This is a genomic window from Marinobacter sp. M1C, assembly GCF_023314135.1.
Lineage (GTDB): Bacteria > Pseudomonadota > Gammaproteobacteria > Pseudomonadales > Oleiphilaceae > Marinobacter.
This window is the reverse complement of record NZ_CP092289.1, coordinates 2,583,263-2,605,680: the sequence shown is the minus strand read 5'-3', so window position 1 is coordinate 2,605,680 and position 22,418 is coordinate 2,583,263. Positions and strand designations below refer to the sequence as shown.

Here is a 22,418-nt window from a genome sequence, read left to right as displayed (position 1 = left end):
TAGAACAGCAGGAAACGATTCATGAATATAACGATTTTTGGCACCGGTTACGTAGGATTGGTAACGGGCGCGTGCCTGGCAGATGTCGGTCATAACGTGCTGTGCATGGATGTGGATCAGGCCAAGATCGCAAAGCTGGAAAACGGTCAGATTCCCATCTACGAGCCCGGTCTGGAAAATATTGTGCGGCACACAGTGGAAGCCGGGCGCCTGTCCTTTACCATCGACGCTGAAAAAGCGGTAAAGCACAGCAATCTGCAGTTTATCGCTGTAGGTACGCCGCCAGACGAAGATGGCTCCGCCGACCTGCAATACGTCACCGCGGTAGCCCGCTCCATCGGCCAGTATATGGACGATTACACGGTGGTGGTTGATAAATCGACCGTACCGGTCGGCACGGCCGATAAGGTCAAAGCTGCAGTGCGTGCGCAACTAGATAGCCGCGGCCTGACGTTGGAATTCGATGTGGTGTCGAATCCGGAATTCCTCAAAGAAGGCGCGGCGATTAACGATTTCATGAAGCCGGATCGAATCATCATCGGCTGCGACAGCGATCGTGCTGCGAAGCTGCTGCAGGAAGTGTATTACCCGTTTAACCGTAATCACGACCGCATGGTGTACATGGACATCCGTTCCGCCGAGCTGACCAAGTACGCCGCCAACGCGCTACTGGCCACCAAAATCAGCTTCATGAACGAAATTGCCAACCTGGCAGAGCGCCTGGGCGCCGACATCGAAGCCGTGCGCCGCGGTATTGGTTCAGATCCCCGTATCGGTTACCACTTTATTTACCCCGGCTGCGGTTACGGCGGTTCCTGCTTCCCCAAAGACGTGCAGGCCCTGGCCCGCACCGCCGAAAGCATTGGTTACGAGGCCAAGCTTCTGAACGCGGTGGAATCCGTCAACTACGCCCAGAAGCACGTGCTGTTTGACAAAATCAGCCACTATTTCCGTGGCGATCTGAAGGGCAAGGTTGTGGGCCTTTGGGGCCTGGCGTTCAAGCCCAACACCGACGACATGCGCGAAGCCTCGGCCCGCACCCTGATGGAAGACCTGTGGAAAGCCGGCGCAACCGTGCAAGCGTTTGACCCTGAAGCCATGGAAGAAACCCAGCGCATCTACGGTGACGAAGCGCGCCTGACCCTATGCGGAACCAAAGAGCAGGCCATTAAAGGCGCCGACGTGCTGGCGATCTGTACCGAATGGAAAGAATTCCGCTCGCCAGATTTCAAGGCCATTGCCGGAACCATCAAGCATCCCGTTGTATTTGACGGCCGCAACCTCTATGAGCCGGAAATGCTGGAACGCCACGGCCTGGTGTATTACGCCATCGGCCGCGGCCGCAACCAGTTCCACAGTGAATAGCAGGAAGCGGCATGGCAAACATTAACGACTTTAGCCTCCACCGGCGCCTGGAAGCTGACACACACAGTCTGGGCCAAAGCCGTTTGTGCGAGCTGCGACTGATGAACGACAGCACCTGGCCCTGGGTGATACTGGTGCCCATGCGCGGAAGCACTCGCGAGATTTATGAGCTTGAAGAAGCTGATCAGCAGCGTTTGTTGTGGGAGTCGTCAGAGATCAGCCGTGCCATGATGGAACTGTTCGACGGCGATAAAATGAACATCGCTGCACTGGGCAACATGGTACCGCAGCTTCATTTGCACCATATCGTACGTTACCAAGACGACCCGGCCTGGCCTGGCCCGGTGTGGGGTGCGCAGCCTCCAGTGGCCTATGGTGAAGCGGAACTCGCCCGCGTACGCGAGCTGCTAGAGTCGGTTTTGGCGAGGCTGTTTTAAAGCTTGTCACAGCCTTTGGCGCCCATTTCCTGGGCGCCTAACAACACCATCCGCAGCTCAATCTTCAGTTTAACTTTCAGCTGTTCCTGAATCTCCGCACTGGCATCCAGCGCTTCCGCTCCTTGGCTGAAAACCAGCGCCACCATAGCCTCGGCCACCAACTTGGGCTCCGCCAGAGGGTGGCCTTCTGCGGCGGCAAAGCGGCGCAAATCCACCGCCAGTTCCGTTGCCACATGATCAATCTCGGCTTTAATCGCGGTCCGAAAATGCTCCGACAGCCCGGTGCGCTCCCGCAGCATCAAGCGGAACAGGTTGGCGTTGCCCTGCAAATATTCCATAAAGGTATCAATAGAGGTCGCGATAGCGCTGCCATCATCGCCGTTGCGAACAATGCGCCGGCGGGCTTGACGCATCAGCTGGCGCAACGCCACGCCGCCTTCGTCCACCAGAGTCATGCCCAGCTCGTCCAGATCCGCGAAATGGCGATAGAATGACGTAGGTGCAAGCCCAGCCTGGCGCGTCACTTCACGCAGGCTAAGGCTGCCAAAACTGCGGTCGGCGCTTAACTGGGCAAGGGCAGCATCCATTAAGGCGCGGCGGGTACGGCTTTTCTGCTCAGCACGGGACGACAAAATAGTGACTCCAAAAACGGCTTAGAGCGCATATTCTAGTCAGCTAACAAGGCTGCGTCACTTAGCGTTAAGGCCGTTATGATGACAGGCCTCAAACTGGCCTGATTTTCACACCCATTCTGTTTATAATATGGCGCCATTACAGTATTGTTCGCGGAAATTAGCGGGTCAGAATCAACTTAACGGCGCTCGCTCGCTTTCCCGACGTTAAAACGCGAACGCCGTAAAAATATTTTAGTATTCAAACATCAGACACCACACAGAACGGGAACCGGTATGCGCAGTCATTATTGCGGTGAGATCAACGAATCTCACATTGATCAGGAAGTTACACTTTGCGGATGGGTACATCGCCGCCGTGACCACGGTGGGGTTATCTTCCTGGATCTGCGCGATCGGGACGGACTCTCACAGGTAGTGGTAGACCCAGATGTTCCCGAAAGCTTTGCGCTGGCGGAAAAAGTCCGCAGCGAATACGTGGTGAAAATTACCGGCCGTGTACGTCGTCGTCCTGCCGGCACCGAAAACGGCAACATGGCCACCGGCCAGGTTGAACTGTTGGGCAAAGAAGTGACCATTCTGAACGCCGCGGCCACGCCGCCTTTCCCGCTGGACCAACACGTTGATGTGGGCGAAGACGTACGCCTGCGCTACCGCTTTATAGATCTGCGCCGCCCGGAAATGCTGAATCGCCTGCGCTTTCGCTCGCGGGTCACCAGCTATATCCGCAATTATTTAGACAGCAACGGCTTTATGGATGTGGAAACTCCCATCCTGACCCGTGCGACCCCGGAAGGCGCCCGCGACTATCTGGTGCCTAGCCGTACCCACGAAGGCTCCTTCTTCGCGCTGCCGCAGTCGCCGCAGCTGTTCAAGCAGATGCTGATGGTGTCCGGTGTCGACCGTTACTACCAGATCGCCAAATGCTTCCGCGATGAAGACCTGCGCGCTGACCGCCAGCCGGAATTTACACAGATAGACGTCGAAGCGTCGTTTGTGAATGAAGAAGACCTGATGAATCTGAACGAGGGCATGATTCGCGCCCTGTTCAAAGATGTCATGGAAGTAGAACTGCCAGACTTCCCGCGTATGCCGTATTCCGAAGCTATGGACCGCTATGGCAGCGACAAGCCGGATCTGCGTATTCCGCTGGAACTGCAAAGCGTAGACGACCTGGTTGCCAATGTAGACTTCAAAGTGTTCGCCGGCCCTGCCAGCGATGCCAATGGCCGTGTTGCTGCACTGCGTGTGCCCAACGGTGGCTCACTCAGCCGCAAACAGATTGACGAATACACCAAGTACGTCGGCATTTACGGTGCCCGCGGGCTGGCTTACATCAAAATCAACGAGCTGGCCAAAGGCGCTGAAGGGCTGCAGTCGCCCATCGTTAAGTTTTTGGGCGCCGATGTTGCGCTGTCGATTATTGAACGCGTTGGCGGCCAAGACGGCGACATCGTGTTCTTTGGTGCCGATAAAACCAATGTGGTGAATGAAGCCTTGGGTGCGCTGCGCATCAAAGTCGGCCACGATCTGAATCTGCTGACCTGTCAATGGGCGCCGATCTGGGTAGTGGATTTCCCCATGTTCGAAGAGTTGCCTGATGGCGGCCTGACCGCTATTCACCATCCGTTCACCGCGCCTTCGTGTTCGCCGGAAGAGCTGGCGGCCAACCCGGCCACTGCGCTGTCCCGCGCTTACGACATGGTTCTGAACGGCACCGAATTAGGCGGCGGTTCCATCCGTATTCACAGCCAGCAAATGCAGCAGGAAGTGTTCCGCATTCTGGGTATTAGTGAAGAAGAATCCCGCGCCAAATTTGGCTTCCTACTGGACGCACTGAAGTTTGGTTGCCCACCCCACGGTGGCCTGGCCTTTGGCCTGGACCGCCTGGTGATGCTGATGACCGGTTCCAGTTCCATTCGCGACGTGATTGCGTTTCCGAAAACCCAAAGCGCCACCTGCCTGATGACCCAGGCGCCCGGCGCGGTCGACGAAAAGCAGCTGCTCGAGCTGCACATTCGCCTGCGTAAATCGGCTAAAGATGTCGAAGGCAATATTGCGGGTACTGATCGTATCGTCGACAATAGCGACGTCGACGGTAACGCCTGATCCGTGCCCATAATCCTCGGCGTTGATCCCGGCTCGCGCATTACCGGCTACGGTATTATCCGCGTCGAGGGCAGGCACACTGAATACATCGACAGTGGCTGCATCCGCGTGGGTGAAAAGCTCATGGCGGAGCGGCTACGAGTGATTTTTCAAAGCCTGGTCACGCTGATTGCGGAATTTCGCCCCGAGGAATTTGCCATAGAGCAAGTGTTTATGGCTCGCAATCCGGACTCTGCCCTGAAGCTGGGGCAGGCCCGCGGTGCGGCTATTGTAGCCGCAGCCACCAGCGGTCTGGAAGTGCACGAATACTCGGCGCGCCAAGTAAAGCAGGCGGTGGTGGGGTCAGGCGCCGCCGAAAAAGCCCAGGTGCAGCATATGGTGCAGGTGCTTTTGAGCCTCTCGCGCAAGCCTCAAGAGGATGCCGCCGATGCCCTTGCCATAGCGCTTTGCCACGCTCACATGAATCAGAGCCTGTTGCGTGTAGCCGGGCAGGGCGGTAAGGCCCGCAGCGGGCGAATGCGGCAGCAATAACCGACATCCAACCGGCACCCGTGCCAGGAGCCTTGATGTGATTGGTAGTATCCGCGGCATTTTGCTGGAAAAAAAGCCGGCCCAGGCGATTGTTGAATGCCAGGGACTGGGTTATGAGATTGATATCCCCCTTTCTACCTTCCTTAACTTGCCCGATCCGGGGCAGGAACTCACATTACACACTCATTTTGTCGTTCGCGAAGACGCTCAAAGCCTGTTTGGTTTTTCCTCCAGGCTGGATCGCGACCTGTTTCGCCTGCTGATAAAAGTGAATGGTGTGGGTCCCAAGCTGGCCGTGGGCATTCTGTCCGGGTTGAACGCCGGCCAGTTTATTCGCAGCGTGCAGGCGCGAGACACCAGCGCCCTGGTAAAACTGCCCGGTGTGGGCAAAAAAACCGCCGAACGCCTGCTGATCGAGATGACAGACAGGATAGGTCAGCTGGAAGGGCAATTTGAACTGACGGCCGCGTCCGCTTCTGGTGTAACGCTGCCCGCTAACGGCACGCCGGCGGCGAACGACCCCCGCGAAGAAGCCGAAGCAGCCCTGATAGTGCTGGGTTACAAACCCCAGGAAGCCGCCAAGGCCATCAGCCGTATTGCCGAAGATGGCATGACTAATGAACAGCTGATTCGCATGGCGCTGCGCAATATGATACCAACGGTGTGACATGGCTTTAATGTGCAGAGCACTGGCGCCGAACCTTGCGTCAGCGTAACGTGACAGCCTGCACAACCTTTGTACAATTGCCACGTTTTCAAACAGTCCTGATAAAAGAGCCGCTTACACAATGATCGAATCTGATCGCCTGATTTCGGCCAAGACCGCCGACTACGAAGACGTTCAGGACCGCGCTATTCGCCCTAAATTGCTGGCGGACTACGTAGGTCAGCCGTCGGTCCGCGAGCAGATGGATATTTTTATTTCTGCGGCCCGCAACCGTCAGGAAGCGCTGGATCACGTGTTGATATTTGGTCCGCCCGGGTTGGGTAAAACCACTCTGGCCAATATTATTGCCAATGAAATGGGTGTGGCGATCAAAACCACCTCGGGTCCGGTATTGGAAAAAGCCGGTGATCTGGCGGCCATGTTGACCAACCTTGAAGCTGGCGACGTGTTGTTTATCGATGAAATCCATCGTTTGAGCGCAGCGGTTGAAGAAATTCTTTATCCGGCGATGGAAGACTATCAGCTGGACATTATGATTGGCGAAGGCCCGGCGGCGCGCTCGATCAAGCTCGATTTGCCACCGTTTACCTTGATAGGCGCCACCACTCGGGCAGGCTTGCTGACGTCGCCCTTGCGGGATCGTTTTGGCATTGTGCAGCGTCTGGAGTTTTACAACAACGCCGACCTGACCCGTATTATTCTGCGTTCGGCGCGGCTGTCGTCGGTACATATTGACGAGGCCGGTGCGTTTGAAATGGCGCGCCGTTCCCGCGGCACACCGCGTATCGCCAACCGCCTGTTGCGCAGGGTTCGGGATTACGCCGAAGTGCGCGCAGATGGCCGTATTACGGCCGATATCGCCGACTTGGCGCTGAACATGCTGAAAGTGGACGATCAGGGATTTGATCACATGGACCGGCGTCTGTTACTGGCGATGATCGAAAAGTTTGACGGTGGCCCGGTGGGCGTCGAAAGCCTGGCCGCTGCCATCAGCGAAGAGCGCGGCACGATTGAAGACGTGCTGGAACCGTTTTTGATTCAGCAGGGTTTTATGCTGCGGACCCCTCGCGGGCGCATGGTCACCAACCACGCCTACCAGCATTTTGGCGTAGTGCGTGGAGCAGCAAACGGAGAAGGCGCGCCGCCGCCGGCAAATGGAGCGGTTGCTGATGACTGAACTCATCAGCAACCGTTTTGTTTTACCGGTACGGGTTTACATTGAAGACACCGACGCCGGCGGCATTGTTTTTCACGCCAACTATCTGAACTACATGGAGCGTGCCCGTACCGAGTGGCTCCGCAGCCATGGCATTGGCCTGCGTGCCGGCCTGGCCGACAACGTCAGTTATGTTGTGCAGCGTATGGAACTGTATTACCGCGCCCCTGCAAAGCTTGATGACATGCTGGAAGTTCGCGCTGTACCAATTTCCTTTGGTAGGGTGTGGATGAAGTTTCGCGAACAAGTCGTGCGCCAGTGCGATCAGAAGCTGTTGTGCGAGGCCAGCGTTACGGTCGCTTGCGTAACCATGGACACTGGTCGGCCCCAGCGTTTACCCGCTAATATGACCAGCCTGCTTGAGCAGCAGGTGCAATGGGGCGAGTCGCTACAGAGCGCAAAGCTGCTTTAGAAAAGTTTGAAGATTTGTTAAAAAAGTGATTTGAAATGCCGTCCAAAAAATGGATTAAAGAATTTTCTGAAGAATCATCAAAATAACCGGGAGTAGAAGGTGGAATCTGAAATTTCGGTCTGGTATCTGATTTCCAACGCCGGTGTGCTAGTGCAGTTGGTGATGCTGTTATTACTGCTGGCGTCGGTAGCGTCTTGGGCGCTGATCCTGCAACGCGTTCAGGTATTTCGTAAAGCCCAGCAGTCACGGCTGGCATTTGAAGAGCGGTTCTGGTCAGGCATGGACCTGGGCCAGCTGTACCGTGAGGTAGCCGCCGAGCCCACGCCGTTTTCCGGTATGGAGTCTATTTTTCGCGCTGGCTTCCGCGAGTTTTCCCGCCTGCGCCAGCAAAGCCAAGACGCAGGCGCGGTAATGGACGGCGCCCAGCGCGCCATGCGAGTCGCCTTTTCCCGCGAGCAGGAACGGTTGGAAGCCAGCCTGCCATTTCTGGCAACGGTGGGTTCTACCAGCCCTTACGTGGGTCTGTTTGGCACGGTGTGGGGCATTATGAACTCCTTTCGCGGGCTGGCACAGGTGCAGCAGGCAACGCTGGCCACAGTGGCGCCCGGTATTTCCGAGGCCTTGATTGCCACCGCTATGGGCTTGTTCGCCGCCATTCCTGCGGTTATAGCCTATAACCGCTTTGCTGCGCGCTCCGATGCTCTGCTGAAAAACTACGAAACCTTTGCTGAAGAGTTCTCCAGCATATTGCACCGCCGGGTCCACAGCGGCGACAGAGCTGCATCGTGAATCTCAATTCGCTGAAGGCAAGGGTGTAACCTTATGAAAGGTATGGGGATGATGCCGGAAAGCCGGCGCAAACCAATGTCTGAAATCAACGTGGTGCCCTACATCGACGTAATGTTGGTGTTGTTGGTCATTTTCATGGTGACCGCGCCCATGCTGACCCAAGGCGTGAAAGTGGATTTACCGCAAACCAGTTCCGACCCGATCCAGGCCGAGAAAGATGTGGAAGCGATTATCGTGTCGGTAGACAGCAACGGCGCCTATTATGTGGAAGTGGGTGATCGCGGCAGTGACCCAATGGCGCTGGAAGAGTTGCAGTCAGAAATTGCCAAAATTTTGTCCCAGCGCAGCAACAGCGAAGTATTGGTGCGTGGCGATGAACAGGTACGTTATGGCACGGTGGTACGCTTGATGTCGGCGCTGCAGTCGGCTGGCGCGGCCAATATCGGGCTGATTACCGAAGCGCCTCTGGACAAACCATGACAGCAGTGCAGGCGGGTTTGCGGTGAGCGGACGGGAGCGCGAGCAGAATAATGCTGGAACGCCAGCCTGGAAGTCGCCTGTGGCGGTTTCCGTTGGCTTGCACCTATTGATTTTGGTGATCGCCATTAGCGGTTGGAGCTTGAGCAACTCTAACTACGAACCACCACCGCGCAGCATTTCTGCCCGGCTGATCAGCCCTGAGCCGCGGCCGGCACCGGCCGTAACCGAGGTGGACCAGCCTGATGAAGCCGAACAGCGCCTGGTAGAAGATCGCAAGTTGCTCGAACAACAGCGTGAGGCGGAACAGCAACGCAAAGCCGAAGAGCAAAAGAAAAAACAGGAAGCAGACGCCCGCTCGCAACAGCAGGCGGAACAGAAACGCGAGGAACAGGTCCAAGATAAAGCCCGTGTACAGGCTGAAAAGCAGAAGCAGGCGCAGGCAGCAGAGGCGGCAAAGCTGAAAGCCGACGCCGAAGCCAAAGAGCGGGCCAGGCAGAAAGCGGAACAGCAGGCCGAACGTCAGCGCCAGGAAGCAGAGCGCAAAGCCGAAGAGCAGAAGCAGCTGGAAGAACAGCGCAAAAAGGCAGAGGCAGAACGCCAGAAGCGCGAAAAGCAAGCCGAGCAGGAACGCGTAGAAGCCGAGCGTAAACGCCAGGAGGCAGAGCGCAGGCTGCGTGAGCAGAATTTGAAAGCACTGGCGCAACAGGCGACAGACGCAGAAGCTGACCAGGCGCGCAAATCACAACAGGCCGCGGCAGCCAGGGCGCAAGAAGCGCAAATGCTGACCGATGCAGAAAAGTACCAGGCGTTGATTCGCGAAAGCTTGAGCCGGGCCTGGTACCCGCCGTCGTCAGCTACCGAAGAGATGACAGCACGATTACAGATTTCCCTGCTGCCAACCGGTGAGTTGGTGAACGTAACGCTGGTGCGCGGTAGTGGTAATACAGCGTTTGATAACTCGGCCTTGAGTGCGGTGCGTTCATTGAACCGCTACCCTGTGCCTAAAGACCGGGACACGTTTGACAGCTACTTTCGCCAGTTTACCATTGAGTTCAACCCCAGTCGGTTGCGCTAGAACACGAGTAACAATATGACACAGGCTCTGAACATGACGTCGTTAACGACCCTGACAACCTCGATAACTTTGGCTAAAACCACCGTGCGCGCGGCGCTGATGTTGGTTTTGCTGCTAGCGACCAGCTTCCCGCTGCGCGCCGAGCTGCTGATCCGCATCACCGAAGGCGTCGATTCGGCGTTGCCTATCGCCGTCGTTCCGTTTGCCGAAAGTGGCGCTATCCCGCCGGGCGATACCCTGGCCGACATTGTGCAATCCGATCTGACCATGAGCAGCGAATTTCGCACTTTGCCAGCGGAAAAAATGCTCAGCCTGCCATCGCAGCGCTCCGAGGTGCACTTCCGTGATTGGCGGCTGCTGGGCCAGCGGTATGTGTTGGTCGGCCAGCTGACCCGCCAGGGTGAACGTCTCGAAGCCCGTTATGAGCTGTTTGATGTGAATCGCGAGGAGCGCATTTTGGGTGAGAGCGCGGGAGCGGCTCTGGGCGATCTTCGGACCTTGGCGCACCACGTCAGTGACCGGGTTTATGAGGCCATTACCGGCGAGCCGGGTGCTTTTTCAACGCAACTGGCGTATATAACCCGGGAAAACGTCGGCGATAAAGTTCGCTATCGTCTGCAGGTTAGCGATATTGATGGCAAACGGTCGCGGGTGCGTCTTGAAAGCGCTGAACCGATACTGTCGCCAGCTTGGTCACCGGATGGCAGTCGCTTGGCGTATGTGTCGTTTGAAACCGGCAAGCCGGCGATTTACGTGCACGAATTGTCCAGCGGAAAACGCACAAAAATTGCCGACTTTCGTGGTTTGAACTCGGCCCCGGCCTGGTCTCCTGACGGAAAATCCCTATTGATGACATTGTCTAAAGACGGCAATGCTGACATTTACCAGATGGATCTGGCCAGCCGTGATCTAACCAAACTCACCGACCACTGGGCCATTGAAACCGAAGGCAGTTACAGTGCCGGCGGAGACGAAATCTTCTTTACCTCTGACCGCTCTGGTGGCCCGCAAATCTACCGTCAGAAAGGTAAGGGCGAGCCGCGCAGGATAACCTTTGGTAGCCGCTACAACGCGCGCCCGAGGCCAGACCAAAAAGGCGAATTTGTGTATTACGTGCACCAGCGCAACAGCGGGTTTCACATTGCGCGCACCAATCTTGAAAGCGGGGAAGAAACCGTGCTTACCCGCACCGAATCCGATGAATCACCCAGTGTCTCCCCCAACGGACGCATGCTGATCTACGCTACCCGTCAGGGTGGTGCCAGCGTGCTGACGGTTATCTCGGCGGATGGCGGTGCAGCTTATAGCTTGCCCGCTACCGAAGGCGATGTCCGTGAGCCAGCGTGGGGCCCGCTGCCTCGGTAACTGGCTGGCCCAAAAAGGCCGGCGGGTGAGTGACGACGTAAACGCAGTTTTTGAATAATCGATGACCGTGTTTTAACCCATTGACGACAAATTTTTAACCTATTAATCACAAGGAAATGCTCATGAATTTTTCAGTTCAGTCCAAAGCCATTGCCATGCTGTTCTCGGTTGGCCTCATTGCCGGTTGTAGCTCTACTGGTGATCCGATGGAAGACGCCGATTACGGTTCCGATGTGTCAGCGGTAGACCAGCAGGGTGGCTCCACCGTGTACAGCGATGGCAGCCGTGACGGTGTATCGTCTTCACAGCTGAGCGAAGAAGAGCGTATGGCTGCACAGCAGCAGTCGCAACAGATGGCGCTGCGTGACGTTACCGTTTTCTACTTTGATTTTGACACCGCTGAAATCAACGCAGAATCCCGTGACGCGCTGGTTGCCCATGCCCGCTACCTGTCTACTAACCCGTCAATGAACGCCCGCCTGGAAGGCCATGCGGACGATCGTGGCACCAAAGAATACAACCTGGCCCTGGGCGAGCGCCGTGCTAACGCAGTGCAGCGCTTCCTGATCGTAAATGGCGCGTCACGTGGCCAGCTTGAAACCATCAGCTATGGTGAAGAAAAGCCAGCGGTACAGGGCATGAGCGACAGCGCCCGGTCCCAGAACCGTCGGGTAGAACTGATTTTTCGTTAACCGTTGCTGTTAGTATCAACAGGAACTTTTAGCCTCCAACAGGTACGCCCATGACTATAAAGCTCATGGCGGCTGCCACCCTCCTGTTTGCGGTAACGCAGGCAGGAGTGGTGCTGGCACAGTCGTCGACACCGGCATTCCAGAATAATACGTCTGAGGCCAGCCGTCAGGCCGGCAATAATCAAGCGAGCGCAGAGTTGTTTTACATGCTGCAGCAGTTGCAGGGAGATTTACGGCGCCTGCAGGGTGAGATGGAAGAACAGCGCCATCTGGTAGAGCGCCTGGAACAACAGGGCCGCGATCGCTACATTGATCTTGACCAGCGTATTCTGAAGCTGACTGCAGCACAGCAGCAGGCTCAGGTGGCCGCCAGTGCCGCACCTGTGCCCGCAACGCCCGAAACTGCCAGCGTGCAAACCAAAGACTATCGTCAGCCCTCTGCTGAAGAAAGCAAAGCTTACAACAGCATTGTTGATCTGATCCGTAACCAGAAAAAATACGATCAGGCGATCACCCAAATTTATGAGTTTCTGGACACGTATCCCGAAGGTGACCTAACCGTGAACGCCTATTACTGGCTCGGCGAAGTCTATCTGGTAAAACCTCAGCTAGAGCAGGCCAAACAGGCCTTCAGTATTGTTGCCACGCGCTTTGCCGACCACCGCAAAGCCGCAGATTCAACTTACAAGCTTGGGGTTACTCTGGACAGGCTGGGCGAAAAGGAAGAGGCCGGACGGCGAATGCAAACGGTGGTAAAAAACTACCCGGACACCAGCGCGGCGAAGCTGGCTCAGAGCTATCTTGACGGCCAAAGCAGCGGCGGTTGAGGTTCGGCGTTTGGGAAAAATGAAAAAAACGGGCGCAAGGGGTTGATCACGCCTGAAAAATCATTAATATGTGCGCCTCGCTCAGGGTCGTTAGCTCAGTTGGTAGAGCAGTTGGCTTTTAACCAATTGGTCGATGGTTCGAATCCATCACGACCCACCAAACACCCGTCAGGGTCTTGCTAACGCAGTGTGTTAGCACAGATTGCTGTTATAGTGATCCGACGGTAAGCACTGAAGCGTTGCAGTGCTGCGGTGTTAAAGCAGTTTCAACGCGCAAGCACGCCGACCAACAGGCTGTTTGTTATTCAGTGAGCAATTTAGGGTCGTTAGCTCAGTTGGTAGAGCAGTTGGCTTTTAACCAATTGGTCGATGGTTCGAATCCATCACGACCCACCATTATTCAAGGTCTGCTGCAAAGCAGACCTTTTTTTTGTCTTTTTTTTTACCTTTGACTCATCGCTCCCGACGTTCCCACTTGTTCTCCGTCGCTTTTGCTCTGCTGCCAGGCGGTACACCGGAGTTTGAGATGATATACTCGTTCACAGAATGTCACTGCCAGAAAGCAATTGAGAGAAGCTTTAAATGACGAAAGCCGACGACCGTATCCTTGTTCAGGAATACCTGGCCCACGCCGCGGAGCCAAAGCCCCTTAGCGCTGAAGAAAAGGCGCGGCTTGAAGCTCGCATCAAGGCTGCTCTGAAGGAAAAAAACGCTGTTCTGGTGGCGCACTATTACGTCGACCCAGACATTCAGCGCCTGGCTGAAGAAAGCGGTGGCTGTGTCGCCGACTCCCTGGAAATGGCCCGATTTGGCAATCAACATCCCGCGTCTACCGTGGTGGTGGCCGGCGTTCGTTTTATGGGCGAAACCGCTAAAATCCTGAATCCGGAAAAAACCGTTCTAATGCCTACCCTGGAGGCCACCTGCTCGCTAGATGTAGGTTGCCCGGTGGATGAGTTTTCAGCTTTCTGCGACGAACATCCAGACCGCACTGTGGTGGTGTACGCCAACACCTCGGCGGCAGTTAAAGCTCGCGCTGATTGGGTAGTCACCTCAAGCTGCGCCCAGGCCATTGTGGAATCGCTGGACGCCCGCGGTGAAAAGATCCTGTGGGCGCCAGACAAACATCTGGGCCATTGGGTGCAGAAAACCACCGGCGCCGATATGTTGCTGTGGAATGGCTCCTGCATTGTGCACGAAGAGTTCAAACACCGTGGCCTGGAAGATCTGAAAGCGCTTTACCCGGATGCTGCCGTATTGGTACACCCGGAATCACCGGATGCGGTCGTGGAACTGGCCGACGTTGTAGGGTCTACCTCACAGCTGATCAACGCCGTACAAACCCTGCCGAACGAACGCTTTATTGTGGCGACCGACAACGGCATTTTTTATAAAATGCAGCAGCTGGCGCCCAACAAGACCCTGATTGAAGCGCCTACCGCCGGTAACGGTGCGACCTGCCGCAGCTGCGCCCAGTGTCCGTGGATGGCTATGAATGGGCTGGAAAACCTGCTGGCCGTGCTGGAAGCGCCAAAGGGCCAGGCCAGCAATCAGGAAGTGCTGGTAGACGAAGCCCTGCGTAAAGATGCTCTGCGGCCTTTACAGCGCATGCTGGATTTTACCGCCAACATGAGTCTGAAGGCGGCCGGCAACGCCTGAAATGTTTAACCATTGCGCCGAACGTTAAGCTCGGCGGTAATGGCGTTCAAACGCTCGGTTACAATCTGGCGCATGGGTGAGCCGACCGTCAGTTTTTCCTGGGCCTGGCGTAATTGGCGCTGGGCCGATTCCAGGTCGCCCATCAATACATCGTATTCCGCCCTTGCCCTGTGCACTCCCACAATATTGCGTGCCATACCTTCGGCTTCTGCCAGCTGGAACCATAAGTGCTCCTGTTGCGGTTTGTTGCGAGCCAGCTGCGACAGCAGCTCCGCCGCCGCTGCTCCGTTATCCGAGGCCAGCTCCAGCTGTGCCAGCGTGTGGGTAATCGGGTAGTTGTCCGGGTTGCGGGCCAGCGCCTGCACCAGCAGCGCCCGCGCTTCGGTCAGGCGTTTGGCGGCAATCAGGCTTTGTGCCAGGGTCACCTGAAACGTAATGCGCCCTGGATTGGCCAACAACAGCTGGTTAAGCAGGGTCTCAGCTTCAGCGTATTGGCCGTCTTCTATATAAGCTACTGCCAGCCCATAACGAATCGCTGTATTGCTGGTATCGTTGCTAGAGCCTGTGCCGGTATTTTTTAATTCATTGAGCGCCGCCCGAAAACTGTCGATGGCAGCGGTCGCAGAAGCCGCGTAATGCACTTGCAGGCGGGCCCGTATCAGATGGTATTCCGGGCTGTCTTCGATGCGCTCTACCGGGTATTGCTCGGCGCGGTTCTGGGTGTCGGCAACCCGGCTCTGGGTTAGCGGGTGGGTAGACAAGTACTCTGGTACGCGGTTGCCCTGCAAGCGGTTTTGTCGCGTCATAATTTCAAACATTTCCGGCATGCCCCGCGGGTCTAGCCCGGCATTGGCAAGAATATCCAGCCCGACCCGGTCCGCTTCCTGCTCATTCGCGCGGCTGTATTCCAGCATATTCTGAATGGCCAGGGCCTGAGTGCCGGCAATGGCGGCAATACCGATGTCAGACTGGGTAACGGCTGTTAGCACAATACCGGCAATCAGGCCGGCGATGGTCAGCGGAGTGCTGGTTTGCTGCTGCTCCAGGCGGCGGGCAAAATGGCGTTGGCTAAGGTGAGCCAGCTCGTGAGCCAGCACCGACGCAAACTGCTGCTCGGTGCGGGCAAACAGAAACAGACCGCCGTTTACCCCTACAATGCCGCCGGGCACCGCAAAAGCATTGATGGCAGGGTCGTCAATCAGCGCTAGCGTCAGGTCACGGTTTTGCAGGGGCGCCGCTGGCACCAGGCTGTAAAGAATGGCACCCAGGTAGTCATATACCAAAGGATCAGTGATCTGCGGAGCGGAGCGCCGCAGCGATACCAACACCTCGCGGCCGATATCGGCTTCCTGCTGGCCGGCAATCAGGCCGCCACCGGTGCCGCCGATGGTGGGTAGCGTGCTACCCTGAATTTGGGCGGCGGCGCCTGTACTGACACCTATCGTCATTAACGGCAGCGCGAGCAGCGCACAGAGCAGGGTATTGAAGCGAAAGTGGCCATTCAGGCTGTTCATGTTCTGGGTCTATCCTGTGTCGGAATATCCTGAGCGTCACATAACCAATGATTGTGATGCAATACAATAACACTGGCGGCATAATGCCGGCTCATTAATCAAACGCTGTTACGGGTTAACGTTTAACATGGCTGATCGAACACTGGATGCATCGGGCCTGCAATGCCCAATGCCTTTGTTGAAAACCAAACTCGAACTGAACACCATGGCCCCCGGCGAACAGCTGGAAGTGGTTGCTACAGATCCTGGCTCAGCCCGCGACATTCCGGCGTTTATCGCCTTGTCTGCCCATCACCTGGTGGAGTCTGCCGTTAACGGCAGCCAGTACCGTTTTATTATCCGCTGCGGCGATTCAGTGCGGCGGAGCTATTAATGGTTAGAATATTACGCGGATTCGCCCACAAATACTTTTCAGATGAAGAAGCCGTCATCCTTGGGCTGATGCTGGTTATCGGCACCATGTTCGTCATCTGGTTTGGTGCCATGCTGGCCCCGGCCATTGCTTCGTTGATCGTTGCTTTTATTCTGCAGGGCCTGGTTACCAAAATGTTGGCCTGGAAAGTGCCGGAATCGCTGGCGATCCTGATTGTGTTTTTACTGTTCCTCGGCATTTTGGCCGGTGCCATTTTTGGCCTGCTGCCACTGGTGTGGACCCAGCTGTCTAATCTGGCTCGGGAAACACCGCGCATTATTGGCGAATTACAGTCGTATATGGAACTTTTGCCCGAACGCTACCCGCAGCTGGTGTCGTTGGATGCAATCGCCACGATTTACCAGCAGGTGTCTAGCGAAGTGGGGCAGGCCACCCAATGGCTGGTGTCTGCGTCGCTGTCCAGCATTCCAGACCTGTTGGCACTGCTGATATACGCTGTTCTGGTGCCGATACTGGTATTTTTCTTCCTGAAAGACCGCGATGTTCTGTTGGGTTCTATTGCCCGCATGTTGCCGCCGCAGCGTGCAACCATGCGTAAAATCTGGCACGAAGTGAATCTCCAGTGCGCCAACTACGTGCGTGGCAAAGCCCTGGAGATCCTGATTGTTGGAACCACCACGTATATAACCTTCAAACTTTTGGGTATGCCTTACGCCGCCTTGCTGTCCTTGCTAGTGGGTCTGAGCGTGGTGATTCCTTATATTGGCGCCGCAGTTGTCACTGTGCCAGTGGCTATCATCGGCTTGTTTGCCTTTGGCTGGGGCAGCCAGTTTATCTGGATAATGGTGGCATACGGCGTCATTCAGGCTTTAGACGGCAACGTGTTGGTGCCGGTGCTGTTTTCTGAAGTCAACAACCTGCATCCGGTCGCCATAATTGTCGCGGTTCTGTTTTTCGGTGGTATCTGGGGGCTCTGGGGCGTGTTTTTTGCCATCCCTCTGGCCACAATGCTGAAAGCGGTGGTGGCCGCCTGGCCGGTGCGTGAGTTACCCCCGGCACCGACCAACCGCGAAAGGCAGATAACGACTATAGTGCTTTGACTGCAGCGAGAACCTCATCAACGTGGCCCGGCACTTTTACGCCGCGCCATTCCTGACGAAGAACGCCTTTGGCGTCGATCAGAAAGGTGCTGCGGTCAATGCCCATGTATTCTTTGCCGTAGAGTTTTTTCAGTTTGATGACGTCGAACAAAGCGCAGAGCTTTTCGTCTTTGTCGGAAATCAGGTGAAACGGCAGTTCGAACTTGCCACGGAAATTGTCGTGGGATTTCAGGCCATCGCGGGACACACCAAAAATCTCGGTGTCATGTTCGGTAAAGGCTTGCATGTTGTCGCGAAAGTCTTGGCTCTCGGTGGTACAGCCGGGTGTATTGTCTTTCGGGTAAAAATAGATCACCACATTGCGGCCGCGTAAATCGGCCAGGCGAACCGTCTGGTCGCCGGTAGCAGTCGCTTCAAAGTCAGGTATGGTTTTGTTCAGTTCTACGGATGGCATGACATCTCCTTTAATTCCCTTGTGTCAGTTCGTGCCCAACATTACCATAACGGTTTTAATCGGACGGAGCTTTTATGATTACGGGTAGCCTTGTCGCACTGGTCACACCTATGCACCCAAATGGAGACATTCATTGGGAGCACCTGGACAAACTGGTGGACTTTCACATTGAAAATGGCACTCATGGCATCGTTGCCGTGGGCACAACCGGCGAGTCTGCGACTCTGGACCCGGAAGAGCACTGTAAAACCATCGGCCACATCATCAAACGTGTGAATGGTCGCATTCCGGTGATCGCCGGAACCGGTGGCAACAGTACCCGCGAAGCCATTGCGCTCACGTCCGCGGCCCACAAGCTAGGAGCCGATGCCTGCCTGCTAGTGGTGCCTTATTACAATAAGCCGACCCAAGAAGGCCTGTACCAGCATTTCCGCACCATCGCCGAAGCCGTTCCAATGATGAAGCAAATGCTTTACAACGTGCCTGGCCGCACTGCCTGCGACATGCTGAACGAAACCGTGGTTCGTCTGGCCGATATTCCCAATATCATCGCCATTAAAGACGCCACCGGCAATATTCCCCGCGGCGCCGAGTTAATTCAAGCGGTAAAAGGCCGTTTGGACGTCTATTCGGGTGATGACGCAACGGCCATGGAACTGATGCTGGCCGGCGCCAAAGGCAACGTATCGGTAACGGCCAACGTCGCCCCCCGGGCCATGGCCGATTTGTGCACGGCGGCTGTTGCCGGCAGTCGCGAAGAAGCCGAACGCCTGAACGAACTGCTGATGCCCCTGAACCGCAAACTGTTCCTGGAAGCCAATCCGATTCCGGTAAAATGGGCGTTGCAACGCATGGGTATGATCGGTGATGGCTTGCGCCTGCCATTGACGGTACTCAGCGAACAATTCCATGGCGAAGTGGAAGAGGCCCTGAAAGCTTCAGGCGTACTCTGAACGTGCTGAATCTGTTCCAATACCGGAGTAAGTCCATGCAGGTTCTCTCCAGAACCCGTTACTTAAGATGCACAGCGCCTTTTAAGGCGCTGACCTTAAAAGCCCAAGCCCTCAAAATCCAAGCCTTTCCATTCTCGGCCGGTAAACCCCTGGCCATCGCCACCGGCTTTGCGCTGGTGGCGGGCTTAGGCGGCTGCAGCTTGGTTTCGGATCGTTCCGCGGATTACGTCAGTGCGCCCGAAGGCAAGGCCATTGAACTACCCGCAGGCGCCGACGAATCCCGCTTCCGACAAGTTATGCCTGTGCGTGATATTAACCTGGCCAATGCGGGTAAACTTTACCCGGACGGCATTCCAACACCGCCAGACATGACCTCTGAAATTCTAGACCAGAATTATGTGGTAGAAGAGCTAGACGGCCGCGCCTGGCTGTTGGTGAATGACGTTCCGGGTCGCTTGTGGCCTGCAGTCACCGCGTATATGTCGGACCGCCGCCTGGGCGTTGCGTTCGACAGTCCGCAGCTTGGCTTGCAGCAAAGCGAGCTGGTGAACTTCAGCCTGCGCGCCCGTGAACTGGTGCAGCTTGAGGGCGAGGCCAGCGCAAGCGAACCCAAAGTGCTAATACAGGTACGCATTGCACCCGGTGTTCGCCGTAAATCCACGGAAATTCAAGTGCGTAACATAGTGGTAGCCGATCAGCCCGAGGCTCTGCTGAGCTGGGACACCACCCTCGCCCCAGGCTCCGCTGACTTGGAGCTGCAAAAACGCGTTCTGGCCGACATGGGCGAGTTTTTGAAAGCCGGGGAAGAGAACAAGTCCTTCTCCCGCGCGGCTTCGGGTATGACCAGCAAACCCTTGGTAAAACTGATATCCGAAAACGAGCAGGCCAGTGCCATCGAAATGCAGCTCGATTACGGCCGTGCTTGGGCGGAAGTCAGCCGCGCGCTGAACGAAGCGGATATGACCGTTATAGACCTGAACCGCAGTGAAGGCTGGTTCCAGGTGGACTATCGCAGCACCGACGAGCGCGAATCGGGCTGGTTCAGTTGGTTTAGCGATAACGAAGCTCCGCGCCACACCCATACGGTGAACGTTACCCGCGGCGAACAGAAGGTACAGGTCAGCGCGGAAACCGCCGTTAACTATAGCGGTGAACAAACACCTTCCACGCTTCTTAACCGCCTGTTTGCCTATCTTTATTAACCGCTGGCTTTACTGATGATAACCGGGATGGCTTACGCCGGCCCGTTTTTGGAGAATCCCATGAAAAAGCGCAAAGAACTTTACGCCGGCAAGGCCAAATCGGTGCACACCACTGACGACCCTGAGCGTTTTGTACTGGTATTCCGCGACGACACCTCGGCCTTTGACGGCGAGAGAATAGAGCAGCTGAACCGCAAAGGCATGGTGAACAACAAGTTCAACGCCTTCATTATGGAAAAGCTGGAAGCTGCAGGCATTCCTACCCACTTCGAAGGCTTGCTGTCAGACGTTGAATGCCTGGTGAAAAAGCTCGACATGATTCCGGTCGAGTGCGTGATTCGTAACATTTCCGCCGGCAGCTTGTGCCGCCGTATTGGAATAGAAGAAGGCCTGGAACTGAATCCACCCACCTTCGAACTGTTCCTGAAAAACGATGCGCTGCATGACCCCATGGTCAACGAATCACTGGCGATCAGTCTGGGCTGGGCCAACGCCGACGAGCTGGCACAGATGAAAGTGCTGACGTATAAAGTGAATGACGTGCTCAAAAACCTGTTTGCAGACGCCGGAATGCTGCTGGTGGACTACAAACTGGAATTTGGCCGCAGCCATGGCCAGATTTTGCTGGGCGACGAGTTCAGCCCCGATGGGTGCCGCATATGGGATGCCAAAACCCGCAATAAAATGGACAAAGACCGCTTCCGCCAGGGCCTTGGTAGCGTGATTGAAACCTACGAAGAAGTAGGCCGCCGCCTGGGTATGTCGTTCGACTGATACGGATTTAAAATACGGAGCATCAACTATGCGCAGATTATTCATGATTTTGGCCGGATCAGCCGTTCTAGCAGCGCCAATGGCGCAAGCAGACGTGCTGGGGCTTGGCGCTCAGGTGGGTTACTGGAATTCAGAGCTGTCTGGTGACGTTGCAGCCAATGGTGGCTCGGTGGACGTCAAAGACGAGCTTAATCTGGACGGTGAAAGCAGCAATCAGCTGAGTTTGTACCTGGAACACCCGGTCCCTCTGCTGCCCAATGTGCGTGTGGCTTATATCAATATTGACCAGACTGCCCGTGGCCAGTTGAGCGGTAGCTTCGATGGTATTAGCGCCGGCTCAGACGTACGCTCTGATCTGGAACTGGAACAGCTGGATTTAACCCTGTATTACGAAGTACTGGACAACTGGGTTAATCTGGACCTAGGCTTGACGGTCCGCGATTTCTCCGGCGAGTTGCTGGTGCAGGGTAACGGCCAAAGTAGTCGGACGACAGCCGGTGCGGTTGTGCCCATGGGCTATTTGGCAGCGCGTTTTGATCTGCCGTTCAGCGGTGCCAGTGTTGGCATTGAAGGCAATGCCATTGCCTACAGCGGTGACTCCCTGCACGATTTCAACGTGTACGGCCAGTATCAGTTGTCACTACTGCAGTTGCGCGCCGGCTATCGCCAGATGGCAGTGGATTACGAAGACGGTGACGACCGCTTCGATGTAAAAATCGATGGCCCGTTTGTCAGCGCCGGTGTGGTGTTTTAAGGAGAAAGTCTGTTGAAAATTCTGGTCACCGGTAGCGCCGGTTTTATTGGTTTCCATCTTGCGCAACGCCTGCTGGATCGCGGCGACGAAGTCATCGGGGTTGATAACCTGAATGACTACTACGATGTGAATCTGAAAGAAGCTCGCTTGGCAAAGCTAACGGGCAGAGCCGGCTTTACCAAAGTACGCCAGGATATCGCCGACCGCAACCTTATGGCCGCGCTCTTTGAAGAGCACAAACCTGAGCGTGTGGTGCACCTGGCGGCCCAGGCCGGGGTGCGCTATTCCATCGAAAACCCCCAAGCCTATGTAGACGCCAACCTGGTAGGCTTTATGAATATTCTGGAAGGCTGCCGCCGCAACGATGTGCAGCATTTTGTATATGCCTCCAGCAGCTCGGTTTACGGTGCCAACGAAGCCATGCCGTTCTCGGTGCACGACAACGTAGACCACCCGCTTAGCCTCTATGCTGCCTCGAAAAAAGCCAATGAGCTGATGGCCCACACCTACAGCCATCTGTACAACTTGCCCACCACCGGGCTGCGCTTTTTTACCGTGTACGGTCCTTGGGGCCGGCCTGATATGGCGCCGTTCATCTTCACCAGGAAAATTCTGGCCGGCGAGCCGATTGACGTATTCAACCACGGCCATCACAAACGCGATTTCACCTATATCGACGATATCGTGGAAGGCGTGGTGCGCACTCTGGATCAAATCGCGCAACCGAATCCCCAGTGGAGCGGCGCCCAGCCAGACCCAAGTACCAGCCGCGGGCCTTATCGCATCTACAACATCGGCAGCAACAATCCGGTGGAACTGGCGCGGTTTATTGAAACCATTGAACAGTGTACCGGTAAAAAAGCCGAGAAAAATCTGCTGCCCATGCAGCCGGGTGACGTGGTCGCAACGTACGCCAACGTAGATGGCCTGATCAGCGATGTCGGCTACAAGCCAGAAACCCAGCTAGAGCAGGGCATTGAACAGTTTGTTCATTGGTATCGGGATTTCTATAAGGTTTAAATGCGTCTTGTGTCAGCA

The 22,418-nt window shown here is 55.9% G+C and carries 24 protein-coding genes and 2 tRNA genes; 23 read left to right on the top strand and 3 right to left on the bottom strand.

From position 1 onward, the window contains the following. The first annotated feature begins 21 nt into the window (after window positions 1-21). Entirely contained in the window at window positions 22-1,365 is a 1,344-nt protein-coding gene (locus tag MIH19_RS12230; protein WP_249005148.1) for a UDP-glucose/GDP-mannose dehydrogenase family protein, read from the top strand. Between the two features lie 11 nt (window positions 1,366-1,376). After that, a complete protein-coding gene (locus MIH19_RS12225) occupies window positions 1,377-1,802 on the top strand; it encodes an HIT family protein (protein ID WP_249005147.1) in 426 nt (141 codons plus the stop codon). On the opposite strand, the gene fabR is transcribed toward MIH19_RS12225, so the two are convergent. Then, the gene (gene fabR / locus MIH19_RS12220; protein ID WP_349292873.1) at window positions 1,799-2,434 is read right to left on the bottom strand and encodes an HTH-type transcriptional repressor FabR; all 636 of its coding nucleotides are present in this window, start codon (window positions 2,432-2,434) and stop codon (window positions 1,799-1,801) included. The two genes, MIH19_RS12225 and fabR, sit on opposite strands and share 4 nt — an antisense overlap. 276 nt (window positions 2,435-2,710) lie before the next feature. On the opposite strand from fabR, the gene aspS reads away from it, so the two are divergent. From aspS to nadA, 14 genes are all read left to right on the top strand, one after another. Beyond that, complete coding sequence (aspS, locus tag MIH19_RS12215) at window positions 2,711-4,543, top strand: aspartate--tRNA ligase (RefSeq protein WP_249005146.1); 1,833 nt, start codon at window positions 2,711-2,713, stop codon at window positions 4,541-4,543. A 3-nt stretch (window positions 4,544-4,546) separates the two neighbouring features. Next, the gene (ruvC, locus tag MIH19_RS12210) at window positions 4,547-5,074 is read left to right on the top strand and encodes a crossover junction endodeoxyribonuclease RuvC (RefSeq protein ID WP_249005145.1); all 528 of its coding nucleotides are present in this window, start codon (window positions 4,547-4,549) and stop codon (window positions 5,072-5,074) included. Window positions 5,075-5,111: 37 nt separating this feature from the next. Then, entirely contained in the window at window positions 5,112-5,741 is a 630-nt protein-coding gene (gene ruvA, locus MIH19_RS12205) for a Holliday junction branch migration protein RuvA (protein WP_249005144.1), read from the top strand. A 121-nt stretch (window positions 5,742-5,862) separates the two neighbouring features. Continuing rightward, a complete protein-coding gene (ruvB, locus tag MIH19_RS12200; RefSeq protein ID WP_249005143.1) occupies window positions 5,863-6,918 on the top strand; it encodes a Holliday junction branch migration DNA helicase RuvB in 1,056 nt (351 codons plus the stop codon). Next, window positions 6,911-7,369 (top strand): tol-pal system-associated acyl-CoA thioesterase, encoded by a 459-nt coding sequence (gene ybgC / locus MIH19_RS12195; protein ID WP_249005142.1) that lies wholly within the window; start codon window positions 6,911-6,913, stop codon window positions 7,367-7,369. Before ruvB ends, ybgC begins: the two co-directional genes overlap by 8 nt. A 99-nt stretch (window positions 7,370-7,468) precedes the next feature. Beyond that, a complete protein-coding gene (gene tolQ, locus MIH19_RS12190; RefSeq protein ID WP_249005141.1) occupies window positions 7,469-8,158 on the top strand; it encodes a protein TolQ in 690 nt (229 codons plus the stop codon). A 33-nt stretch (window positions 8,159-8,191) separates the two neighbouring features. Continuing rightward, complete coding sequence (gene tolR / locus MIH19_RS12185; protein ID WP_249005140.1) at window positions 8,192-8,638, top strand: protein TolR; 447 nt, start codon at window positions 8,192-8,194, stop codon at window positions 8,636-8,638. A gap of 79 nt (window positions 8,639-8,717) precedes the next feature. Further along, window positions 8,718-9,713: a cell envelope integrity protein TolA gene (gene tolA / locus MIH19_RS12180; protein ID WP_249008998.1), complete on the top strand. Its 996-nt coding sequence runs from the start codon at window positions 8,718-8,720 to the stop codon at window positions 9,711-9,713. Between the two features lie 15 nt (window positions 9,714-9,728). Continuing rightward, a complete protein-coding gene (gene tolB / locus MIH19_RS12175) occupies window positions 9,729-11,078 on the top strand; it encodes a Tol-Pal system beta propeller repeat protein TolB (protein WP_249005139.1) in 1,350 nt (449 codons plus the stop codon). A gap of 122 nt (window positions 11,079-11,200) precedes the next feature. After that, window positions 11,201-11,770: a peptidoglycan-associated lipoprotein Pal gene (gene pal, locus MIH19_RS12170; RefSeq protein ID WP_249005138.1), complete on the top strand. Its 570-nt coding sequence runs from the start codon at window positions 11,201-11,203 to the stop codon at window positions 11,768-11,770. A 50-nt stretch (window positions 11,771-11,820) separates the two neighbouring features. Then, entirely contained in the window at window positions 11,821-12,597 is a 777-nt protein-coding gene (gene ybgF, locus MIH19_RS12165; RefSeq protein WP_249005137.1) for a tol-pal system protein YbgF, read from the top strand. 84 nt (window positions 12,598-12,681) lie between these two features. Continuing rightward, window positions 12,682-12,757: transfer RNA gene (locus tag MIH19_RS12160), tRNA-Lys, on the top strand. A gap of 160 nt (window positions 12,758-12,917) precedes the next feature. Then, a tRNA-Lys gene (locus MIH19_RS12155) sits at window positions 12,918-12,993 on the top strand. Window positions 12,994-13,179: 186 nt separating this feature from the next. Beyond that, complete coding sequence (gene nadA / locus MIH19_RS12150) at window positions 13,180-14,256, top strand: quinolinate synthase NadA (protein WP_249005136.1); 1,077 nt, start codon at window positions 13,180-13,182, stop codon at window positions 14,254-14,256. 5 nt (window positions 14,257-14,261) lie between these two features. On the opposite strand, the gene MIH19_RS12145 is transcribed toward nadA, so the two are convergent. Next, window positions 14,262-15,770, bottom strand: coding sequence for a M48 family metalloprotease (locus MIH19_RS12145; RefSeq protein WP_249005135.1), 1,509 nt, complete (start codon window positions 15,768-15,770; stop codon window positions 14,262-14,264). 127 nt (window positions 15,771-15,897) lie between these two features. On the opposite strand from MIH19_RS12145, the gene MIH19_RS12140 reads away from it, so the two are divergent. Together MIH19_RS12140 and MIH19_RS12135 are read left to right on the top strand one after the other, a co-directional pair. Next, complete coding sequence (locus MIH19_RS12140) at window positions 15,898-16,143, top strand: sulfurtransferase TusA family protein (RefSeq protein WP_249005134.1); 246 nt, start codon at window positions 15,898-15,900, stop codon at window positions 16,141-16,143. Beyond that, window positions 16,143-17,243, top strand: a complete 1,101-nt coding sequence (locus MIH19_RS12135) for an AI-2E family transporter (protein ID WP_249005133.1) — start codon at window positions 16,143-16,145, stop codon at window positions 17,241-17,243. Before MIH19_RS12140 ends, MIH19_RS12135 begins: the two co-directional genes overlap by 1 nt. Here the strand turns inward: MIH19_RS12135 and MIH19_RS12130 are convergent. Further along, a complete protein-coding gene (locus MIH19_RS12130) occupies window positions 17,230-17,697 on the bottom strand; it encodes a peroxiredoxin (RefSeq protein WP_249005132.1) in 468 nt (155 codons plus the stop codon). The two genes, MIH19_RS12135 and MIH19_RS12130, sit on opposite strands and share 14 nt — an antisense overlap. A gap of 74 nt (window positions 17,698-17,771) precedes the next feature. Between MIH19_RS12130 and dapA the strand changes: the two genes are divergently transcribed. Genes dapA through MIH19_RS12105 form a run of 5 tightly spaced genes read left to right on the top strand, consistent with a single transcriptional unit; the run spans window position 17,772 to window position 22,400 of the window. Then, window positions 17,772-18,650, top strand: a complete 879-nt coding sequence (gene dapA / locus MIH19_RS12125) for a 4-hydroxy-tetrahydrodipicolinate synthase (RefSeq protein ID WP_249005131.1) — start codon at window positions 17,772-17,774, stop codon at window positions 18,648-18,650. Between the two features lie 35 nt (window positions 18,651-18,685). Continuing rightward, window positions 18,686-19,852, top strand: a complete 1,167-nt coding sequence (gene bamC, locus MIH19_RS12120; RefSeq protein ID WP_249005130.1) for an outer membrane protein assembly factor BamC — start codon at window positions 18,686-18,688, stop codon at window positions 19,850-19,852. A gap of 60 nt (window positions 19,853-19,912) precedes the next feature. Next, complete coding sequence (gene purC / locus MIH19_RS12115; RefSeq protein WP_249005129.1) at window positions 19,913-20,626, top strand: phosphoribosylaminoimidazolesuccinocarboxamide synthase; 714 nt, start codon at window positions 19,913-19,915, stop codon at window positions 20,624-20,626. A 28-nt stretch (window positions 20,627-20,654) separates the two neighbouring features. Next, a complete protein-coding gene (locus tag MIH19_RS12110) occupies window positions 20,655-21,380 on the top strand; it encodes a TIGR04219 family outer membrane beta-barrel protein (RefSeq protein WP_249005128.1) in 726 nt (241 codons plus the stop codon). A gap of 12 nt (window positions 21,381-21,392) precedes the next feature. Beyond that, window positions 21,393-22,400 carry an NAD-dependent epimerase gene (locus tag MIH19_RS12105; RefSeq protein WP_249005127.1) on the top strand — a complete coding sequence of 336 codons (1,008 nt, stop codon included), beginning with the start codon at window positions 21,393-21,395 and terminating at the stop codon, window positions 22,398-22,400. The last annotated feature ends 18 nt before the right edge of the window (window positions 22,401-22,418 follow it).